Raw genomic sequence first — 19,712 nt, 5'->3', positions numbered from 1 at the left:
ATAAGACTTAGTAGGTCCATCGATGCAAGGGTTCTCCACTACGATAATTATCCTGATAGCGAATCACCAGCTCTCTTAACGCCTCTTCATCATTGCGCTGGAGACGCAGTTTCTCAAGCATGCGTAACTGCCAGAGTGCGCCGTTGACCGGTTGCGCCAGATTCTGAGAGCACACTCCCAGATAGTGACGAATCTCCTCCGGGTCGATGGGCAGTGCGTTTAGGCCTTGTTCCGCCACCGGCAGCATGTGCTCCAGAATGTCCATGACTGGCCGCTCCTGCAAGCCTTCACCGTCTTGTCCCGGCCAGAACAGTCTGGCGCGCAGTCCGTATTTGGCGGCGCGGTAAAAGTTGTATTCGCAGTAGCGGAAAGGAATGGCGGGAAGCATCTCCTGCATGGACGGGCGCAGCCCTTCGATCAGCCCCACCATCAAGGCGGCGTTGGCGAGCATGTCCGTGGTGCTGGGGCCGGCGGGCAACGCGCGAATTTCTATGCGGATATGGCCGCCGTCCACCGGATCATAGATGGGGCGATTCCAGGCCCAGATACTGCCCTGATGCAAGCGCAGCTCGTCCAAGGGCGGCGCCTGCCCGGGACGGGGCGCGTCGTCATCGCCGCAAATGGGGAGCAGCGGCTCAAACAGCGAGACGCCTTCGCAAAAAATCTCATGGGCGTCCTTGCGCACCCAGCCATTGCCGAATAACACCCTTGCGGGCAGCCTGAAGCGCAATGGCGTTTCCATACGGCAGTCTGTCGCCTGTTTGAACAGGGCGATACGGGTTTCATGCCAGAGTCGACGCCCCAGAAACAACGGCGAATTGGCCGCCAGCGCCACGGCAAGAGGCGTGGCCAGTTGCGCAGCGTTAAAGGCGTCGGCGAAATCCCCAGGGTTCACCCGATAATGAAACTGGAAAGACGTGTTGGCGCCCTCCAGCGATACATCCTGCCAATACAGATCAAGGGTGTCGCGGCCTTTGATGCTGATGTGAAAATCTTCACCGCGCTTATCCCGCAACTGTCGCGCCAGGGCCTGATAACGGGGACTCTCTGTAATCGCCTCCGGCCCCATATCTTCAGACGTCAGCGTCGGCAGAATGCCAATGGGCAGGAGTGAGGCCCCTTGCGCGGCGGCGTGAGTTTCCAGCGATTGCAAGACGCCGTCGATCTGTTGCTGCAGGGCGCGGAAAGGCGTTCCGGCGGCAGGTGTCGGCTCCAGATTGTATTCAAGATTGAAGCGATTCAGCTCCAGCGTCAGATTGGGATCGTCAACGGCGGCCTGGATTTCCTGGTTTTTGGCCGTGGGGCGACCGTGCTTGTCGATGATGTATAGCTCCAACTCCGCTCCGAAGGACGGCGGTCCGACGCCAAAGGCCGGGTCATCGAGCAGGCTTCGCAACGTCGCCAGATTTTCCTGTAATCGTCGTTGGAAGTCCACGTATTCCTGAGCGCTGAACCGCGCCTTATCAATATGTCGCCCCATCTTCGCGAGTTCTCCAGCAACCGCTCACGCAGCTCACTTTTTTAATTAAAGTAGGCTAACTTTTCAGGGTGCGAAACTGCAGTGTGAAAAAAGCGGTTGCAGGGCGTCTTGTTCTGCTTACTCAGCCTGCTTGAAGGGAAGGTGGGCATTGGCGTCGCGCACATACTCACTGACGCCTTCGCGTTCTTCATCCAGAAAGTTGGCGATGGCCTGACGGAAAGCGGGATGCTCGATTCTATGCAGGGAGTAGGTGGGCGTGGGCCGAAATCCTCGTAGCAATTTATGCTCCCCTTGAGCGCCTGCGTCAAAGCGCAGCAGGTTATGCGCAATGCAGTAATCGATGCCCTGATAATAGCAGGTCTCGAAATGCAGGTGATTGAACTCTTCAGTACAGCCCCAGTAGCGGCCGAACAGTGTTGACTGATTCTTCAGGAACAAGGCGCCGGCGACGTAGCGCTGCTCCCGTTGCGCCAGGATGAGAAATACCTGCTCCGGCATGACAGCAATCAGACGCTGGAAAAAGGCGTAGCTGAGGTAGGGCCGCTGTCCTCGTTTCAGGTAAGTTAACTGGTAGAAGTCGTAAAAAGCCTCCAGTTCAGACTCGCCCACATCCGGGCCTTCGATCACCTTGAATACAATGCCTTGGCTGAGCACTGCCTGGCGTTCTTTACGGATGTTCTTGCGTTTGCGTGAGGCTAACGCCTGCAAAAAGTCATCAAAGGACGCGTATCCTTCGTTGAGCCAGTGGAACTGGGTTCCGTGGCGCAACAGCAGAGATTTGTCTTCACTCAGACTTTTCCGCGTGGCTTCGTCTGGAAACAACAAGTGCCAGGACGAGGCGCCGGTTTGATGCATGCGTTCGCCCATGGCGTGACTGATCGCCAGTGAGACGCGCTCCCGCTCAGTGTTGGCGGAGACCAACAGACGTGGTCCGACGGAGGGCGTGAAAGGGATGGCAGTGAGCAGCTTCGGGTAATACTCCAGACCATGACGATGGTAGGCGTCCGCCCAGGCCCAGTCGAACACGTATTCCCCATAGGAGTGGGTTTTCAGATAACAGGGCGCAGCGCCAACTAAGGCGTCGTGGGCGTCGCGGATCAGAATATGTTGCGGCCGCCATCCGGTTGCTTCGGCGACGCAGCCGGTCGTCTCCAGGGCGTGCAGAAACTCGTAACGGATAAAAGGGTTGTCCACGCCGCTCAACTGATTCCATTGAACGGGGGAGACGGTTTCAATGCTGTCGATAAACTCCGCGCGCAGCGCTGTCATACTCGGGCCCAATGCATGTTTCGATGAAACCAGGAATCCGGCCCATTATTGGACAGTTCGGCGTAAAGGAAAAGCCGGAGCGACGCCTGCGCCGTCCGGCGGAAGGAGATTACATGACGGATTCCAGGCCGCGCTGGGCGAGAATATCCCGCGCCTCGCCGGATTCATAAGTTTTACGCAGCGCCTTATTGAACTGGTTCACCAGTTTGCGTCCGGTTTTTTTGCTGAATCCAATGTGATAGTTGCGTTCCGTGTGGGTCCAGGCGAAACGGACTTTGTCCGCGAGTCCGCTTTGCCGCATCAGGTCGAGGCCCACATCGCGATTGATATAAACAGAGTCGAGTTGTCCCTGAATCAGTTTTTTCAGGTTGCCCAGATCGTCCTTGGACAGTTGTATGTCCATGTTCACCACAGGATTGATGCGATCCAGCGTTTTGGAGCTGCTGGACGGACCAAACACCCCCACTCTTTGGCCGCTGAAGCTGGACAGGGTCAGGTAGTCCTTTTTGTCCGTCGCCGGCACGAAGAATCCCCAGCTGGTGCGTAGAACGGGCAGGGTGTAGTACATCCATTCCGCGCGGCTTTCGCTCCAGCTTACCAGGTAAACGCCATTGACGACGCCGGCTTTTACCTGCTCTTCCGACTTACTGAAAGACTCCTGTTTGATGCTGCATTCCACATTGATCTTTTTGCAGGTGAGCAGAATGACGTCGGTGACGGGGCCCCCCATCTTGCCATTTTCTTCATACACGAAGGGGCTGAATTCCGCAGAGTTGAAGATGAGCTGTTCGGATCTGGCGTAGCCCGCCAGGGAAAGAGAGATGAAAGTGATGACCGAGATGATTAAGCGCATTTTGACTCCTGTATAGTTGGTCGTTTTATCGGAGCGAACTGCAAAAAGGGGGCAGAACCGAAGTTCTGCCCCCTGAATTACTTACATCGGGCGGCGGCGTGCGAACCGCATGGTCAGCAGAGCCAGAATGCTCAGCAGACCCAGGCTGCCGCCTCCGTCATCCTTGCCTTTGTCCGTAGACTTCAAGTCCATCGTCACCACTACCGGATCGTGGTCGGAGCTGCGATAGGGCCCGACGCCGAAATATCCGGTGGAGTCTTTGTAGTATTTGAACAGGCCGTCCGCCTGCAGGGCGTAGGCTTCGATGGAGTTAACGTTCCAGTGATCGAGATCCACGATATCCTCCATGGCGGCGCGGCTGGCCAGGATATGGTCAAGGCTGCCTTGCGCGCCGTCGTAGGTATAAGAGAACCCTTCCGCATCATGGGTTTCAGCAACCAAAGCATAGCCATAGTTTTTGCTTACTTCCACTGCGGCCCCTGCGTCCATGCCAGTGTTGGCGGCGGTTTTGATGGTGTAGCCGTGGGTGGCCGGGTTGTAGTCGGTCAGCACGGAAATCGGGTCTTCCTTGGAGTAGGCGTTCAGGTCGCCCAGGATCAGAATGCGCTCAGGCAGACCCAGCGTCGCCAAGGCTTCGCCGAGGGTAACCGCAGCGGAAACGCGCAACGGGTTGCAGTTGCCCTGCATCTGGTCGATATCCGTGGGAGCGCTGTTATCGCAGGCGCTGCTGGAACGCTTGGATTTGAAGTGGTTGATGGAGACGGCGAAGCTCTGCCCGGTTTTCTTGTGAGTGAACGCCTGCACAAGAGAAGGACGCATGGCGGCGGTTTCTGCGCCTAGAGTCTGCTCGGGCATATCGACCACAATGGCGTCGCCTTTGGGGGTGACGTTGGCGGCGCGATAAATCAGGCCGACGGTGATTTGATCCGTCCCAGGCTTGCTGCCGTCTTTCGTCGACACGTAGGTATAGGCGTCTTCGCCGATTTCATTGTTTAGCGCCGTCACCAGTGTGTTGATAGCGGAGTCGTCGCTGAAACCGTCGTTCTCCAGCTCCATCAGGCCCACGACATCCGCGTCCAGGGTTTTCAAGGCTTTGACGATGCGCGCCTGTTGCAACAGGAACTCGTCTTCTGTTTTAGCGCCCCGTGGATTGGCGGAGTAGTCGATGGAACCGTCGTCTTTTTTCACGCCGTTGAAATAGTTCAGGACGTTGAAGCTGGCCACCGCCAGATTGCCCAGCGCGGCTTCCGGCGCTGCGGTGCGGCCGGGGGAGGTGACGCTGATCGGAGCCATCGGGTTGATGCGGTACACATCGTAAGAGAAGTTCAGCGGCCCGGTGGCGGACACCAGATCGCCCAGCAGAATAGGGTTGTCGTAGCCAAACTCAGGATAGAAGCTGACGCTGGCGGTATTCTGGCTGGAAGTATTGTCTTCGATGTAAAGCAGGTTGGCTTTGTTTTCCGCAATGACGGCGTCGTATTCCGCACTGCCGGGAATGGCCGCGTCAGTGGGGGTCCATTTCAGCTTGTCGCTGATGGTGATTTCCCCATAGCGGCCCAGGCCGTAAGTATTGGCGACCACTGCATTAGACACGCTGACGACCATGCCTTCCAGCGCTTCCAGATTAAGATCTGCGGCAAACGGCAGGGTGATTGGCGTGACCGTGGCGACGGCGTCAGTGGCGCCGCAATCCGCCAGTTCGGAGACGCTGATCTGGCTGTTGCCGTGGTAATCGGAGACGGCGCCTTTTATTCGCACCAGATTGCCCAGGGTTAGTGAGCCGCCGCCATTGCTGAATGCGAAGATGCCTTCAGAGGTCTGGGGATTGCCGTCTTCGTCAGAAGGTTCTTCCTGGACGAAGAAGCCGTTGTTGCGGAAACCGGTGATTATACCTTCAACGGTCACGGTCTGGTCTTTCATCGCCACTTCGTCAGCACTGCCTTGTACGGCGCTGATCAGTGTGGCCGCTTCGCCGCAGGCGCCCAGGGTCGGCGCAGGATCGCCGTCGCCACCATCTCCTCCGTCCGCGCCAGGGGCTTTGCCCAGCCCGCTGAAGGTGTCTCTCGCCAGTGTTTGCCACTGATCCTGGTTAAAATCCGGGTTGGCGGTCGTATCTGTACGGGACAGAGTGACATCTTTCAGGTAAGCGCTTGCGCCTTCTTTAAGCGTTCCCACACGGTCGACAATCGCGCCGCCAACCAGGCGCAACACGACGGAATCGCCGCCATTAAAGCCGATGGCGTCGTCAGTTGAGGTGCTGTTGGCCAGCGCTTTCAAGCCATCATTAGCGCCGCTGTTAGCGTGCACATATACCGCGCCGGCCGCCAGGGAAAACGAAGGCAGGGTCATGTAAGCGTTAGGGGTTTCTGCGCCGTCTTTAAAACGGGCGATCTCATAGGCGCTGAGTTCTACGGCGTCGCTGCCGGTGTTGTAGAATTCCAGGGCTTTATTGTTGGAAGAACCTTCCACGTATTCCGAAATGATGAGGTCCGCCTGAGCGGAGAGTGGGAACGCGGTGATCATCGCCGCCATGAGGGCGCGGCGTCTGCTGTTTTCAGGATATTTCATTTTAATTATTTCCGAGTTACAACCAGGATTGTATAAAGTGCGTCCGGCCAATACTGCTCTGACTCCAGCCAGATATAACCGGACGAGAGCTTAGAGCAAGCGTTATGCCACGATCAAGGCGGGGGAAGAGCGTAATGTGACCTGGTTACAATAAATATAAATACCTATTACTCGGACAATAGAGGCGGCTGCAAACAAAACGGATTTAATAAGCGGCAAATCAATTGCTTATGAGGCGTCAGCCTGAGTCTGGCGAAGTTGGACGGACTAATCCGGGATAGAATCAGGTTCTGTTTATTATTTGACCATATGATCAACAAGAGTGCATTTTCTGACGTGACGGTCAAAAAATGCGCATCCTGAAAATCGTCTTTTATGGCGAGATGTTCAGTCAACAAATCCCAGTGGACTGGGGTAAAATCCTCCCTTCGTCATCTTCAAAGCCAAGTTGGCGGCATACCAATAAAACTACAGGTGGTCCGAACGGTGTCGGAAAATGAAGTCGCCGCGATGAGTTGGTGCGTGTATATGTTGCTGGCCAGCGATAACTCGCTGTATACCGGCATCACCAATAACCCTGCGAAACGTTTTCGGGATCATTTGCAGGGCAATGGGGCGAAGTATTTTCGCGGGCGTAAACCAGTGCGTCTGCTGTATGCGGAGGCGGGACACGATCGCGCCAGCGCAAGCCGCCGGGAAATTGAGATTAAAAAACTAAAACGCAGTGGCAAACTGCGCCTGATAGAAGAAAATGTATTGGATAGCGCTTTTCGGGAGTTGAATCGTAGTTGCTTCGGCCTGTGACGACAGGTCCCGCGTTCCTGATGCGACCTTCACCAAGTGAGATGGGAGAACAACACGATGTCCACGGACGTAATCGTCAGCCACTTTCTGGCTATTTTTTTCACCATGATTGGCGTGCATTACACCTGCCGTAGCCTGGGGCTGCGCAAGCGCACAGGCGTCAGTCATATTCATTACGGTTCCGCCGCCAGCAAAAGCTGGTTTGTGCGCTGGGTGTTCAATCTGTTTCGTTTATTGATTCTGGCGGTGACGGTGGCGCGGGTGTTCTATCCCGATGTGGACGCCTATCTTGGCGTATTTCCTGCGCTATACACGCCGGCGGTGTTGTGGACGGGAGTCGGCTTGCTGCTGTGTTCTTTTGGGTTGATTGATTACGTGCATTCCTACATGCACACGGACTGGCGCTCGGGCATTGATACTGACGGCAAGGCGCAGTTGCTGACTCAAGGGCCTTTCCGTTATTGCCGTAATCCGTTGTTCGCTGGCGTATATATCGGCCAGATTGGGCTGTTTCTGGCGCTGCCGTCACTGTTTACTTTGGCGTGCCTGCTCATCGGCGCAGGGATGATCGCCATTCAAACGCGATTGGAGGAGGCCGCTCTGCGACGCGCATACGGACAAGCCTATGAGCGTTATTGCGAGCGGGCGCCCCGCTGGCTGCCCCGTTTCGGCAAGGCCATAGGGCCAGGCTGGCAAGATTAAGCGTTCAGCGCTTTTCCGCTTCCAGCAGACGCATGAAAACCAGGGTGATTTCCGCGGTTTCCTCCGGCGCTTCGATCATCGGCGCGTGGCCGACGCCATCGATGATCATCTTGCGTGAATTGGCGATCTGCCGGGTGAATACCTCCGCATTGCGGTAGTTGATCACCCGGTCTTCTTTCCCCCACAGCACCAGGGTTGGGCTTCTGATGTCCAGCAACACTTGCTTGAAGTCATACCGGTGCTGCTCCCTCACCAATTCCGCGAATATATGGTCGTAAATGCCCGTGTTGGCGATGGCTTTTTCCGTGAGCACGGAGGTAATCGGCCAGGGAATGAAAGGCTTGTCCTCCATGGCGAATTCCATGAGGGCGTCAAAATCCTCCGGCTTTCTCACTATCAGCGGGTTTTCTCCCTTTTGCAGGCGCGTTTCCAGCTCGCTGGAAAAGTCATACACGCCAGCGGGGTCCATCAGCACTAACGAAGCGACGCTGTCTGGATATTCGGCGGCGTACATCGAAGAAATCGCTCCGCCCATGGAATTTCCCATCAAGTGAAAACGACTCAGGCCGGCGGCTTCGGTAAAGGCGCGCACGTAGCCGACCTGATCGTCGATATCATAGGGAATGCTGGTGTCCTTGCTGCTGTCGCCATGGCCCAACAGGTCGAGGGCGACGATGTGATAGCGCGGGGGAAGGTGGCGCATGAAACGCAGCCAGTTTTCTTTGCTGGCGCCGAAGCCATGCAACAGCAGGATCGTTTCGGCGTCCGGCGGCGCCTGATTTTCCAGATAAGCGAAATGACGCCCCTGGGTCTCCAGGCTTTTGGGGATGACGCCCGCCTGGGAGCGTTCGAAGTCCATGGCGAGATCGTACAGGCCGTATTTGATCTCGGAACACGCCGACAGCAGGGTCAGCGCAGCGATGAGAAACCCGGCCCGGAAAATCTGAGCGGAATGAGACATGCGCATGCTGTTTCCTGTAAATCCATACTGACAGACAGGAGCCCTGTGAGCGTCGCTGGACACGGGATTTAAGGGCTGCCGTAAGCGGACATTTAATCAAATCCGGAGCCGCCGAGGCAACGGTCTAGCCTTGAATCTGAGTGGCGGCGCGGCCGAATCCTCCACACTGATCTACACTGAGATTGATCTGTAAATCAACGCGTCTTTTGCTTCTACATGAATATGACGCCCAGGCTGATTGCGGTGGAGAACCAGGCTATGAACGCTGACACCCAACCCCCTGACGACAGTTATTGGCGCGACGCCGATCGCGAAGAAAGCGATGAGTTGAAGTTTCAGCTGGAGCAACGCGCCCGTACGGGCGAGCCCATGCGCGGATTCAAGTTGAGCCGTGCGGAACTGTCCGGGGTTGATCTGGTGCGGCGCAACGCCAAGGGCGGCTATCAACTGGTGGAGTCCGATCTTTACCGCGCCAACCTGGAAGGAGCCCATTGCTTTCACTTGGATTTACGGGGCTCTTCCCTGATGAAAGCCAACCTCAGCAAGGCGAATTTACACTGCGCCAACCTGCAGGACTGCAACCTGTTGGGGGCGGTGTTTGAGCAGACCAAAATTGAACACATCCAGTGGGGCGAAAAACTGCTGCAGGAGAAACTGGCGGAAAAAGCCTCCAATCGTGAGCAGAAGCTGGATTTGTATCAGCAGGCGGAAGAAATCTATCGGCATTTGCGCAAAGTCGCAGAGCAGCAGGGCCTTTTCGAAACCGCCGGCCATTTTTTCCAGAAAGAAATGCTGATGCGACGTTTCCAGCTACCGCCATTCTCTGGCGCGCGCTTCGTCTCCAAACTGGTGGATTTGTTCTGCGGATACGGGGAGCGTCCTGACCGCGTCATTATTTTTTCCTGTCTTATGGTGCTGGCTTTCTCACTGATCTATTTCACCCTGGGCATCCGCGAAGGAGAGCAGGCCCTATATGCGGGCGGCGGCGCCAATTTGTGGTCGGAATTGCAGTATTTTCTGAGCTGTCTGTATTTCAGCGTCGTCACCTTCACCACCCTGGGCTATGGAGACCTTGCCCCGGTGGGCCTCACCCGCGCGTTCGCCGCGACCGAAGCCTTTGTCGGCAGTTTCACCCTGGCGCTTTTTGTTGTCGTTTTCGTGAAGAAAATGACGCGATAGACGGCCCGGTTGGAATCTGATCCCGCCGTTGTCCCTTCAGGACATGGGCTATAGTTAAATTAATTGTGACAGGATTGAAATATTCGGGAGCCGGCTTATGGGATTCTCATATTTCATGGTTGCGGCGGTGTTGAGCGCTTCATGCAGTCTGGAGCCGCCCGCGCCTACGCAGCCCTTATACAGGGTGGCGGTGATTGACCGTTTTTATCCTGGCGACGAGTCCTTCGCTTCCGATGAAGACAAGGATATGGATGGTTGGCTCAACGGCATGGTCGATCTGGATCGCGACCGCAAGCGAGAACCGCTATACCATGGCGACATCGTCAGCCTGCTGGCCTCCGCGCCGCAAGTGGAGGTGACGCCCTATCCTCTGACTCCCGGTCAGCCTGCGCAGGAAGAAATCCTGCGGCAGTTGGCGGAAGTACGCAAACATGTCTTCTGGGGCGAGCCCATCGACGCGGTGGTGTTGTCATGGGAGTCCTCCACTTTGATCAGCGCTTTTGAAAAGCCCCTGCGTGCGGAAAATGTGGAAAACTACAAAGCGGTCGTGCGCAGCTGGGCGGAACATGATCCGGTATGGAATCTCAGCTATCGCATCATTCGTCTGATGGAGGATCTGGCGGAAAGCGGCGTGCAGGTCTACACCATAGCCGGCAATGGCGGGCGCGGCATGGTCAACACCTATTCCTTTGCGGATGGCGTGGTGACGGTGGGCGCGGTGGAGGCGGAACTGGGCGACTTCATCGCCGATAACGAATTAGTGGATACCCACGAGCAAGCCGCCTACTTCTTCCGACTGGTGCTGGACGCCACCGGCGCGCCGGTAGGCTACGATGTGGACGGAGATGATTGCGCGGATGTGCCGGTAACCTGTCTCACAGGCTATTCTCCTGAACGTACGGATTATCCGGCGAAACCCTGGCCGCCATTGAAAGGCTCTTCCTTCGCCGCGCCCATGGCGCTGCGCAGGCATCTTTTGGGCGATCAAAGCCACAGGTGCTCTGGGACCTGAAGCAAATTGAGGGGCGCTTCCGCTGTTACGCCACCAGAAGGTTGCGGAAGCCTTTTTTCAAATACTCCATCTGATCCGCCAGAATGCGTCGATTGGCCAGATACAGATACTCGTAGCGGTTCGGCGTATAAGGCACCGCCAGCAATTCCATGTTGCACTCGCTCAACAGTCGCGCGCCCTTATGCCCGTTGCAGCGTTTGCAGGCCGTCACCACATTGGTCCACACGTTACGACCGCCACGGCTCAAGGGCACGATGTGATCGCGGCTCAGCAGACTGTGGTGGAATTTTTCGCCGCAGTACATGCAGCGGAAGCTGTCTCGGGAAAAAAGGTAGCGGTTGAGGAGGGGAGGAATGCTGCGCAGTTCTTTGGGGTCCTTGCGGCCGACGATGATCTGCGGCACGTCAATACTGGACTGAACTCCTTGCGAGTTATACCCGCCATGCAGGGTGGAGCATATTTCTCCAAATGTGTATAACGCCCTATCGCACACGATCTCAGTCACGGCGGCGTAAACATCCAGCCAACACTGAGGAAGTCCTGACGGCGTTATCTTGAGTACCATGGGATACATGGACACCTCTGATCTTTCGTCAATTAGGCACGTTCCAGTGCTATATGAAATACATTTACTCTGACAGTTGTATTACAAGTGAGCAGTTTTTTCCATGTATTTCGGTAAATTAAGTGAGCAAGTCGATGATTTTTTGTACGCCCGGAACGGATTTTGTATTCCTGAAAGTGGTCAGCGTAAGCGCTGTAAAAATGGCGGGAAACGGTTTCCCGAAGCCACTTTCTTATGCTGCCTGTCCAGTCATCAATAACCGGGTGGTTCTCTCCCTCTGCTACACTTTCAACATCAGCCTTTCAGAGCAGGGACACGGATATGAGCGGGAGTATTTCAGAGGCGCAGTTGCAGACAGTCGGAGGCGCGCCGACAGTGAATAAAGCGCCGCTGTCCGCCTACCGTCCTTCCACCAAAATCGCCTCAGAAACCAGCAATGACGAGGACATGCTCAACCGGTCGCCTTTGGCGGATACCCTGGCTGGCTTTCTGGCCGCCCCGGCTAACAATGATCATCAAACCATTGGGCTCATGGGGGATTGGGGCGTTGGCAAAACCTCGTTTATTCAGCAGTTGAAGAAGACGCTGCGGGAAAAGTACGGTGAGGAGCAGGCCTTTCTCTTCGGCGAGTATAACGCCTGGAAATACGAGCATACGGAGAGTCCTCAGGCCGGGCTGGCGCAGGAGACGATCAAGGCATTGTCAGCGTTTGCAACACCGGCAGGGAACGGGAAATCCTCTTCCTTGAAGCTTAATATGGTCGGAAAGGCGCTTTTTTCACTGGCTGCGGTGATTATTCTTGCTCTCGCAGCGCTGCATTTTCTAAAGGCCTACGCCGGATTCAATACCTGGGTGACCAATTTAATCGGCGACGGCATGGTGTCCTGGCTGATGTCCGCCAGCGTCGTATTGGCGGCGTCCTCCATCCTGTATTTGCTGTACCTGGGATATCACAACCGGCAAAAACTGCTGCTGACATTCAAGTTTGGTTGGAAACTGAAGTCAGAGCGCATTTGTATCTTCGCCGCCGTGTTGGGATTGCAGATCGTATTCTGGTGCGTGCAATACTCGGACGACACTTCCGTGTTCTCCTCAGGCATCGGCAAAATCGCCGCGCATATTCCCGCATTGTTGCTGGCGGGTTCCTACAAATACTTTCAGACGGTCTGGGCGAGTCCCATGGCGCCGGAGTTGAACACGTATCTGCGTCTGCCCACCTATGGGCACTATCTGGGAACCGCTCCGGTCATGCACAACCATCTGCAATCGCTCTGCGAGCTGCGGCTGAATCCGAAAAAAGGACCGGAAAGCCGCTTTCTGCTGGTGGTGGAGGATTTGGATCGCTGCAGTTATGAAAACATCGTCAAAACCTTTGAGACCCTGCGTCTGGTAATGAATATTCCCCGCGTCACCGTGATCATCGCCATCAACCAGCAGATCGCCCTCACTGCGCTGGCGATGCATTACGAAAAGCTGGCCCCGCAGCACAAATGGCAGAATCCCCAGGCGATTGCGCGGGATTATCTGGCGAAAGTCATGCATGTGCCTATTACGCTCAGCGAGCCGGATGCGGCCGCCGTAACGCGCTATCTGGGAAGTGTTTGCGGCGCTCAGGCTGACCCGCAGCAGGAAACGTCTCACATGGCGATTCATAAACTGCTGCCCGATTCCCCGGCTCGCGCCAGCGCGGAAGGCATGGCGCCCCAGCAAAAACAAGCGTTCTACTACTGGTTGGAGCATTTCGAGTTAAGTAATCCCAGACAAATCAAGCGCCTGTATAACGGTTATAACCTGTTGCGCGCTTACCTGCGGGAGGACTGGCTGCAGACGGAGGATGAAGCGCCGGGCCTGAGCGAACAGCGGCAACCTCTCGCTTATCCCATGATGGTTGCGCTGTTTGCGATGGAATACGTCAACGATCATCCAGATCAGCTTGGCGAGAAAGGGCTGCATTACTGGAAAAAATTTCTGCGCGGCGAGCGGGTGAAACCGCTGGAAGACGGCGACAGCCTGGGCCGCATCGATCATGACGTTCTGACGATCATCAAAGAGCCGGCATGGGAAGACAAACTCATTCCGGCGATCAGGGCGTTTGTGCTGCCCGCCATTGAAACCGAGGAGATTGAGCCCGTGCTGAAGGGCTGAAGCAGGACGCCCCCAACCTTTACCCGATACCAATTCCCGCCGCATACCAGTAAAGTGAGTATTTAAGGCAGGTTATTGATCGTACGTTTTATGCTGAGTAGAGTTTTGGGCGGGTGTTTGCGGCCGCTGATTATCGCCGTGACAGTGTTCCTTTCCGCTTGCGCAGAGACTACATCCAGTCCGCAACTGCATCTTGGCGATGCGGATCTGGACTGGGTAGGGCGCAAAGTTTTTCAAAATGAATGCGCGGGCAAGCGCGAGTGTCTGGTGACCTGGAATCAGGGCGAGGCGTTTCCATCCCTGGGAATCGGTCATTTCATCTGGTATCCCGCAGGTGTCGAGGAGAAGTTCAAGGAAAGCTTTCCTCTGCTGTTTCAATACATGCTGACGCAAGGCGTGGTCGCTCCTTCCTGGATACTGGAGCTGGACCCACTCGACGCCCCCTGGCCAACCCGACAGGCGTTTCTGGCGGTTGAGAACAGTCCGCAAGTCGAAGAACTGCGGGGCTTTCTGGAGCGCACCAAAGCGCAGCAGGTTGCCTTTATGTTTCAGCGGGCGTCCACGTCGTTGGAAGCGATCATTGAATCTGCGCCGGTCGGCAGCCATGAAACCATCCGTCTGCGGGTCATGCGCTTGAGCGAAACCCGTGGCGGGGCCTATGCGCTGATTGATTACGTCAACTTCAAAGGCGATGGCCTGTCGGAGTCGGAGCGATATAAAGGCGAGGGCTGGGGCCTGAAGCAGGTGCTGGAGGAGATGGATCGCTTTGAGCAGGGAAGGACGCCTTTGCTGGCGTTCCGCATGGCGGCGATCTTTGTGCTGGAAAGACGGGCGCATAACGCCGCAAATCCTATCGAAAAGGAAAAATGGCTGCCGGGATGGAAAAACCGGCTGACCACATACACGGACCCGGAGGCTTCGTAATCGTGCTGGAGATTTCCAACAAAGTCAGCATTCCCGACCATGAAATTGACATGCAGGCCATCCGCGCCCAAGGCGCGGGGGGGCAGAACGTCAACAAAGTGTCTTCCGCCGTGCATCTGCGTTTTGATATCAAAGCGTCGTCATTGCCGGACATTTACAAGGAAAGGCTGCTGGAGCTGAGCGATCAGCGCATCACTAAGGACGGCGTTATCGTCATTAAAGCCCAGCAATATCGCACTCAGGAGCAAAATCGCGAGGACGCGCTGGTGCGGCTGAAGGAAGTGATCGTGAGTGCGATGGCGACGCGCAAGAAACGCATCGCCACCAAGCCTACCAAGGGCTCACAAACCCGACGCCTGGACGGCAAAACCAAGCGCGCTCAGGTCAAATCCTCCCGCGGGCGAGTGAACCGTTACGACTGATTTATATTATTAATATGGCGATGATATTGTCCCGCCTGATTAATAGTTCTCGCAGTCCGCCGACAAACTGTGATTGCAACCGTCGCGGCCGATGTACTGCTGAGTGCTGTACTCGGCGATCGGCAGTTTAGACACGGTCATGCCGTCTTCGGTGAGCGCGTCCACATAATCCACAAATCCCTGCGCATACTCGGTGAACGTATCCACATACAGGCCGGCGTTATAAGGCGTGGCGAACGTGTTGTAGCCATCCTGTCCAGAGGCGATGAAGTCGTTGGTGACCACGGTGTAGGTCGCGTTCAGGTCGATGGCGCTCCAATCCCCCGCCACACGTGAGTTCACCTCCACATTGGACAGGCGCGCGCCTTTGGCCTGTGAGGCGTCCACATTGAAACGCAGGCCGGCGGCGTAGGGGTAGGAGCCGGAAGAGCCATTGTTATCCAAGGTATTCGACAGCGCATCCTCCAGCACGTCGACGATTTGTTGTCCTGTCATCTCCAGCGTCACCAGGGTGTTGGAGAAGGGAAGCAACGTAAAGGCGTCCGCCACGGTGAGGTCGCCCATGGGAATGTCCGTTCTCACGCCGCCGCCGTTCTGGATGGCGATATCGGCGGTGGGCGTCACGGTCAGGAAGGCTTTGGCGACGATATTGGATATGTCGCTGCCGTTGACATAGTTTTCCGACACGTCGCACAGGCTGGAGCGAGATTCGCCGGGCCAGCGCACTAGACACAGGTTGTCTGACACCGTACCGATCACGGTTTGCTTCAGGGTATCCACTTCATCGTCATAAATCGCCAGCAGGCGCTCTGAAATGGCGTCCGCCGTGGTGGAGACGATTTCCTTGCGGCTGGTCAGCGCTTGCGTCACCAGATCGGCGTCAGCGGCAGGCAGGGTTTTAGTGACTTTATCCGCGGCTGTATAGGTGAACGACTTGGCGACTGGCATGTAAGGATTTCCGCTACAGGCGGTGACTTTTCCGCTGGCGTCGAAGCTGACGTCCAGGGCGCCCAGCAGGTGCGCATATTCCCAGGCATGTACGATACAGACCGCGTCCCCGGCTTTATCCGTGGCCTTTTTCGGGTAGTCGCTGACGACGTTGAAGCCCAGTTGGGTGAAGGTTTCTCCGCCCATCAAGGTGTGGGAGTCGCCGCCGACAATGACATCCACCCCAGTCAGGCTCGCCGCCAGGGTTTGGTCGTTGGCGTAAGTGTAGTGCGTCATCAGGATGATTTTGTTGACGCCCTGGGCGCTGATTTCATCGATGTATTTCTGCGCGGTGGCGGTTTCGTCGAGTAGAGTGGTGCCGGCGTCAGGACGGCTGGATTCCTGGGTTTTTTGCGCGATATCGATACCGATAAGGCCAATTTTCTGGCCGCCCACTTCCTTGATGACATACGGCTTGATGTAGCCTTGGGCGATAGGCGAGGCGTCGCCGGGAGCGACGTTGGCCGCCAGGACGTCGGTTCCGCAATCGTCCGCCGCCAGATAGTTCAGGAATGACGCCAGGCCGCTATCGCCGTTGTCGAACTCATGGTTGCCCAGGGCGAAGGCGTCAAAACAGATCCTGTTCATCATCTCCGCATCCGCTTCGCCGCCGAACAGAGTGAAATACAGGGTGCCGGTGACCGCGTCTCCAGAGTGCAGCTTCAGGACATTGCGCTTTTCATCCGCCAGGGTGTCGGCAAGGCTGGTCAACATGGGAAAACCGCCGTAAGAAACGGTCACCGAACCGATGTCAGAGCCGTTATCCGCCTTGGTTTGCAGACCCAGCGCGCTCACGTCGTAACTGAAGGTGGACGCGGCGAGATGGGAGTGATGGTCGTTGATGTGCAGGATGCTCAGGCTGAACCCGGAGTCGTCATTGCTTTGGGTGTTGTTGCTGTCGCTGCAGGCGGCGAGTGCGATCGACGCGCACAATACTGCGCCTGCGCGCGTTAAAGGAAAAGGCGCCATAAGACATGCTCCACAGTGAATTTGAGTGTTGAAGTTCGTTGTTATCGGAGCAGGGAGTGTCCCACTGAATTATTGCGGCAATGTTGCAACTAACGGAGAAGGGAAGAGGGGCGCTCCCTGTGGCGCGGCGTCAAGGGAGCGACAGCGATATGACGTCGCGTCAGGATGACTTGGGGACGCCCAGATATTTCTGGCGAATGCGGTCGTACTCGCCGGACTCGCGAATCATGCGTAAACCTTTGTTGAACTTCAGCATGGTGTCCAGACTCATGGGATGTCTTTTGCTGAAACAGGTGTAATAGGGCGCGCTGGATATGCCGATGAAGTTCAATTCGGGGGGATTCTCCATCTGCTGCGCCTCATACTGAATCGTATCGGCGAAGGAATAGATGGCGTCCACGCGCTGGAAGGTGAGCATATTGAGCAGCAGTTTGTCTGTTCCCACGGTTTCGATGTTTTCCAGTCCCGCTTTTTCCAGCTCCGTCTCCAGGTTGTAACCGCGCACCACCGCCAGCTTGTAGGGTTTCATATCGCTCAGTGCGCCGACTTTATGAATTTTGCGTCCGCTCAAGGTGAAAAAGCCTTTCTCCAGTGCGCCCAGTTCGTCGGAGAAGTATAGAAAGCTTTCTCTTTCCGGCAGATACGAGCAACTGCAGAGGCCGTCGTAGGTTCCGGTTCTGGCCAGTTCCAGCGCGCGATTCCATGGGAAATAGCGGAAGGTGACCGCCACGCCCACCTGTTGGAAGGCGGCCTGTAACAGCTCGATGTCGTAGCCCGGCCGGTCCGTGTTCTCGGGAGAGTCGATTTTTTGAGGAGGGAAGTAGTTGCACGCCAGATTGATGGAACTGTCAGCGGAGGCGGCGGTTGTCCAGAGTCCTGCGCTGACCAGTAACCAGAACGCCAATCTACGTAATAAAACGATGCTCAATAGGACCTACCCGTATGCTCGAAACCAAATCAAGAATTATCATGAGGCCCGGCGCAGCGTGACGAGTGCATGTTTAGAAGAGCGTCGTCGCACGAACTCGCGCTGGGCAAAATTTCACCAATCTAAAGTATGTCCGGCCCTGGTCTATTTCAATTCAGGCGCGTTCCCAGCGTCCGTATTTTTACACTCTTTTTAAAAGTGACGCTATTTGACTTTTTTACAGTATATCGATGGAAAACGAGTCAAATTGTCATGATTTTGTTGCGAATAAGCCGGATCAGGGCGTGGGGAGCGTGATCCTGTCGTTTCGATGTTTACAATTTGCGTCTGCGTGAGAAAAGGGAGCCGAGACGCTCCGGGTTAAGCTTTCGCTCTCTTTTCTCACGCCATGTTCACCCACTCTGTCGACAGGAGGACATTGATTTGTCATATGAACAGCGATTGCGGCGCACCGAGAAAGAGTATCCTTTCGATCTTTGGGCGGAGCGTTTCCAGGATGGGTTGGAGCAATATACGGACGAGAATAACACCGCCGCCAGACGGATTATGGATAATTTGTTGCAAGCTCTGCTGGAGCTGGGTGAAGGCGCGACGGAGAAGGTGAAGGTCAAACAGTTTGAGGTCGCCGTGGAGTCGCTTAACTACCTTAACGACACAGTGGGCGGGGACTTGATCGAAACGGCGGAAAGGGAAGAGCTGTGCGATTTGTTTGACGCCATCGCGGTAGCGGCGGGCATCGATCCGGAAAATTATGGCGACGGGGAGGGTATCGCCAGCCAGTGGCGAGACTGGTAAGCTGCTGATGTGACAAGTCGTCCGCTCTGATGCAGGCGCGTTGGAGTGGGCGCGAAAGGAATAATAATCAGCGAGAAAGCAGGAATGACCGACTTCCACGATATTCAGAAGACTTTTCCCCATGAGCAGGACTGGACGGCGCTTCAGGAAAATACCCTGATAGAATTAGTCCAGGATTATCAATCAGAACCCTTCTGCGCCAACTCCGCCCTTGTTGAACTCGCCATCCGCAATCATCCGAAAACCACCGAACTGAGCGAGCACATACTGGACGACGAACGGGCGGACAAATGGCTGAAGGCCTCCGCGCTGGGCTCTCTCCTTACCAAAGACTTCAAGCGCGCCTTGGACAAGTCCCTGGGTTTTATCGACCACTGCGATCACCGGCTGCTCTGCGAGCTGGTGGAAGCGATGAATTATGAGTTTCAGGGCGAACTCAAAGACTACGCCGCCAACCACGCCACTACTCAGAAATTGAAACAGCGCCTGCGCGCCGGCGCGGACAAAGACGTGGATTACTGCGAATTGTTTTACGAGTACGTGGGGGCTGAGTAAAAATAGCCGCTTTCGATTATTCGTAAGCTAAGGAGTCAAAACGTGCTCGTCAGCACCATTTACCCCGTTCAACCTATTGGAAACGGCCGCTTTTCCGTCATGGCCAAACCGGTCGCCGGGGAGTGGATGGAAGAGGAGTTCGCGGGTATCGCCCGCAGCGGCGTCACCAGGATGCTGTCTCTACTGGAGACCCAGGAGATTCGTGAGCTGGGGTTGACGCAGGCGCCGGAGCTGTGTCGCTGCTTGGGCATGGCGTTTACCCATTTCCCCATTCCCGATTTCGGGTTGCCCAGGTCCGTGCGGGACGTCGCCGCACTGCTGGACGCTATTTATCCCGCCGTGTTGGCGGGCGATCATCTGGTTATTCACTGCCGCGCCGGCATCGGACGCACTGGCACGATCGCCGCCTCTTTGCTGGTGCGTCATGGCTGGACCCCAGAGCAGGCTTTCGCTGAAATCAGCTTGAAACGCGGCGTGGAAGTGCCGGATACGGACGCGCAGCGGCGCTGGGTGATAGAGCATGCCCGCGCCTTATCCCAATAATGTCAACTTCTCGTCTACGTAGTACTACTTAGATTGAGTCCGTAGTTATGC

The 19,712-nt window shown here is 56.0% G+C and carries 18 protein-coding genes; 10 read left to right on the top strand and 8 right to left on the bottom strand.

Annotated features, from left to right (window positions below; translation table 11 throughout):
* Positions 1–7: 7 nt before the first annotated feature.
* The 4 genes from ONV78_RS00360 to ONV78_RS00345 all read right to left on the bottom strand — a co-directional run bounded on the left by ONV78_RS00360 (position 8) and on the right by ONV78_RS00345 (position 6,170).
* Positions 8–1,480, bottom strand: a complete 1,473-nt coding sequence (locus ONV78_RS00360; protein ID WP_279500167.1) for a glutamate-cysteine ligase family protein — start codon at positions 1,478–1,480, stop codon at positions 8–10.
* A 117-nt stretch (positions 1,481–1,597) separates the two neighbouring features.
* On the bottom strand, positions 1,598–2,749 hold the full coding sequence (locus tag ONV78_RS00355; protein ID WP_279500166.1) for a GNAT family N-acetyltransferase: 1,152 nt from the start codon (positions 2,747–2,749) through the stop codon (positions 1,598–1,600).
* A gap of 109 nt (positions 2,750–2,858) precedes the next feature.
* Positions 2,859–3,602 (bottom strand): transporter substrate-binding domain-containing protein, encoded by a 744-nt coding sequence (locus ONV78_RS00350; RefSeq protein WP_279500164.1) that lies wholly within the window; start codon positions 3,600–3,602, stop codon positions 2,859–2,861.
* Positions 3,603–3,683: 81 nt separating this feature from the next.
* Complete coding sequence (locus ONV78_RS00345) at positions 3,684–6,170, bottom strand: ExeM/NucH family extracellular endonuclease (protein WP_279500163.1); 2,487 nt, start codon at positions 6,168–6,170, stop codon at positions 3,684–3,686.
* Positions 6,171–6,656: 486 nt separating this feature from the next.
* Between ONV78_RS00345 and ONV78_RS00340 the strand changes: the two genes are divergently transcribed.
* Both ONV78_RS00340 and ONV78_RS00335 read left to right on the top strand, forming a co-directional pair.
* Positions 6,657–6,974 carry a GIY-YIG nuclease family protein gene (locus ONV78_RS00340; RefSeq protein WP_279500161.1) on the top strand — a complete coding sequence of 106 codons (318 nt, stop codon included), beginning with the start codon at positions 6,657–6,659 and terminating at the stop codon, positions 6,972–6,974.
* Between the two features lie 57 nt (positions 6,975–7,031).
* On the top strand, positions 7,032–7,676 hold the full coding sequence (locus ONV78_RS00335; RefSeq protein WP_279500159.1) for an isoprenylcysteine carboxylmethyltransferase family protein: 645 nt from the start codon (positions 7,032–7,034) through the stop codon (positions 7,674–7,676).
* Positions 7,677–7,680: 4 nt separating this feature from the next.
* Here ONV78_RS00335 and ONV78_RS00330 read toward each other — a convergent pair whose 3' ends face one another.
* Positions 7,681–8,637 carry an alpha/beta hydrolase gene (locus tag ONV78_RS00330; protein ID WP_279500157.1) on the bottom strand — a complete coding sequence of 319 codons (957 nt, stop codon included), beginning with the start codon at positions 8,635–8,637 and terminating at the stop codon, positions 7,681–7,683.
* Positions 8,638–8,895: 258 nt separating this feature from the next.
* Between ONV78_RS00330 and ONV78_RS00325 the strand changes: the two genes are divergently transcribed.
* Positions 8,896–9,816, top strand: a complete 921-nt coding sequence (locus ONV78_RS00325; RefSeq protein WP_279500153.1) for an ion channel — start codon at positions 8,896–8,898, stop codon at positions 9,814–9,816.
* A gap of 97 nt (positions 9,817–9,913) precedes the next feature.
* Positions 9,914–10,828 (top strand): hypothetical protein, encoded by a 915-nt coding sequence (locus ONV78_RS00320; RefSeq protein WP_279500151.1) that lies wholly within the window; start codon positions 9,914–9,916, stop codon positions 10,826–10,828.
* 25 nt (positions 10,829–10,853) lie between these two features.
* Here the strand turns inward: ONV78_RS00320 and ONV78_RS00315 are convergent, their stop codons facing one another.
* The gene (locus ONV78_RS00315; protein WP_216739001.1) at positions 10,854–11,393 is read right to left on the bottom strand and encodes an HNH endonuclease; all 540 of its coding nucleotides are present in this window, start codon (positions 11,391–11,393) and stop codon (positions 10,854–10,856) included.
* Positions 11,394–11,714: 321 nt separating this feature from the next.
* Between ONV78_RS00315 and ONV78_RS00310 the strand changes: the two genes are divergently transcribed.
* From ONV78_RS00310 to arfB, 3 genes are all read left to right on the top strand, one after another.
* Positions 11,715–13,538: a P-loop NTPase fold protein gene (locus tag ONV78_RS00310; protein WP_279500148.1), complete on the top strand. Its 1,824-nt coding sequence runs from the start codon at positions 11,715–11,717 to the stop codon at positions 13,536–13,538.
* Positions 13,539–13,628: 90 nt separating this feature from the next.
* A complete protein-coding gene (locus ONV78_RS00305) occupies positions 13,629–14,462 on the top strand; it encodes a hypothetical protein (RefSeq protein ID WP_279500146.1) in 834 nt (277 codons plus the stop codon).
* A gap of 2 nt (positions 14,463–14,464) precedes the next feature.
* Positions 14,465–14,884 carry an alternative ribosome rescue aminoacyl-tRNA hydrolase ArfB gene (arfB, locus tag ONV78_RS00300; RefSeq protein ID WP_279501749.1) on the top strand — a complete coding sequence of 140 codons (420 nt, stop codon included), beginning with the start codon at positions 14,465–14,467 and terminating at the stop codon, positions 14,882–14,884.
* Positions 14,885–14,923: 39 nt separating this feature from the next.
* On the opposite strand, the gene ONV78_RS00295 is transcribed toward arfB, so the two are convergent.
* Both ONV78_RS00295 and ONV78_RS00290 read right to left on the bottom strand, forming a co-directional pair.
* Positions 14,924–16,840: a 5'-nucleotidase C-terminal domain-containing protein gene (locus tag ONV78_RS00295; protein WP_279500143.1), complete on the bottom strand. Its 1,917-nt coding sequence runs from the start codon at positions 16,838–16,840 to the stop codon at positions 14,924–14,926.
* A gap of 160 nt (positions 16,841–17,000) precedes the next feature.
* On the bottom strand, positions 17,001–17,768 hold the full coding sequence (locus tag ONV78_RS00290) for a transporter substrate-binding domain-containing protein (RefSeq protein ID WP_279500142.1): 768 nt from the start codon (positions 17,766–17,768) through the stop codon (positions 17,001–17,003).
* Positions 17,769–18,191: 423 nt separating this feature from the next.
* Here ONV78_RS00290 and ONV78_RS00285 point away from each other — a divergent pair, with 423 nt between their 5' ends.
* From ONV78_RS00285 to ONV78_RS00275, 3 genes are all read left to right on the top strand, one after another.
* Positions 18,192–18,563 (top strand): hypothetical protein, encoded by a 372-nt coding sequence (locus ONV78_RS00285; protein WP_279500140.1) that lies wholly within the window; start codon positions 18,192–18,194, stop codon positions 18,561–18,563.
* A gap of 84 nt (positions 18,564–18,647) precedes the next feature.
* Complete coding sequence (locus tag ONV78_RS00280; protein ID WP_216738944.1) at positions 18,648–19,118, top strand: hypothetical protein; 471 nt, start codon at positions 18,648–18,650, stop codon at positions 19,116–19,118.
* A gap of 42 nt (positions 19,119–19,160) precedes the next feature.
* Positions 19,161–19,661 (top strand): protein-tyrosine phosphatase family protein, encoded by a 501-nt coding sequence (locus tag ONV78_RS00275; protein WP_279500138.1) that lies wholly within the window; start codon positions 19,161–19,163, stop codon positions 19,659–19,661.
* Positions 19,662–19,712: the final 51 nt, after the last annotated feature.

It is taken from the genome of Hahella sp. CR1 (assembly GCF_029813005.1).
GTDB lineage: Bacteria > Pseudomonadota > Gammaproteobacteria > Pseudomonadales > Oleiphilaceae > Hahella.
This window is presented reverse-complemented; position numbering and strand designations above follow the sequence as displayed.

What these genes read in the sequence shown, in the direction of transcription:
- ONV78_RS00310 (WP_279500148.1), top strand. Translation starts at nt 11,715, where the DNA reads ATGAGCGGGAGTATTTCAGAGGCGCAGTTGCAGACAGTCGGAGGCGCG.
- ONV78_RS00295 (WP_279500143.1), bottom strand. Translation starts at nt 16,840, where the DNA reads ATGGCGCCTTTTCCTTTAACGCGCGCAGGCGCAGTATTGTGCGCGTCG.
- ONV78_RS00325 (WP_279500153.1), top strand. Translation starts at nt 8,896, where the DNA reads ATGAACGCTGACACCCAACCCCCTGACGACAGTTATTGGCGCGACGCC.
- ONV78_RS00315 (WP_216739001.1), bottom strand. Translation starts at nt 11,393, where the DNA reads ATGGTACTCAAGATAACGCCGTCAGGACTTCCTCAGTGTTGGCTGGAT.
- ONV78_RS00355 (WP_279500166.1), bottom strand. Translation starts at nt 2,749, where the DNA reads ATGACAGCGCTGCGCGCGGAGTTTATCGACAGCATTGAAACCGTCTCC.
- ONV78_RS00330 (WP_279500157.1), bottom strand. Translation starts at nt 8,637, where the DNA reads ATGTCTCATTCCGCTCAGATTTTCCGGGCCGGGTTTCTCATCGCTGCG.
- ONV78_RS00280 (WP_216738944.1), top strand. Translation starts at nt 18,648, where the DNA reads ATGACCGACTTCCACGATATTCAGAAGACTTTTCCCCATGAGCAGGAC.
- ONV78_RS00350 (WP_279500164.1), bottom strand. Translation starts at nt 3,602, where the DNA reads ATGCGCTTAATCATCTCGGTCATCACTTTCATCTCTCTTTCCCTGGCG.
- ONV78_RS00345 (WP_279500163.1), bottom strand. Translation starts at nt 6,170, where the DNA reads ATGAAATATCCTGAAAACAGCAGACGCCGCGCCCTCATGGCGGCGATG.
- ONV78_RS00360 (WP_279500167.1), bottom strand. Translation starts at nt 1,480, where the DNA reads ATGGGGCGACATATTGATAAGGCGCGGTTCAGCGCTCAGGAATACGTG.
- ONV78_RS00320 (WP_279500151.1), top strand. Translation starts at nt 9,914, where the DNA reads ATGGGATTCTCATATTTCATGGTTGCGGCGGTGTTGAGCGCTTCATGC.
- ONV78_RS00335 (WP_279500159.1), top strand. Translation starts at nt 7,032, where the DNA reads ATGTCCACGGACGTAATCGTCAGCCACTTTCTGGCTATTTTTTTCACC.
- ONV78_RS00305 (WP_279500146.1), top strand. Translation starts at nt 13,629, where the DNA reads ATGCTGAGTAGAGTTTTGGGCGGGTGTTTGCGGCCGCTGATTATCGCC.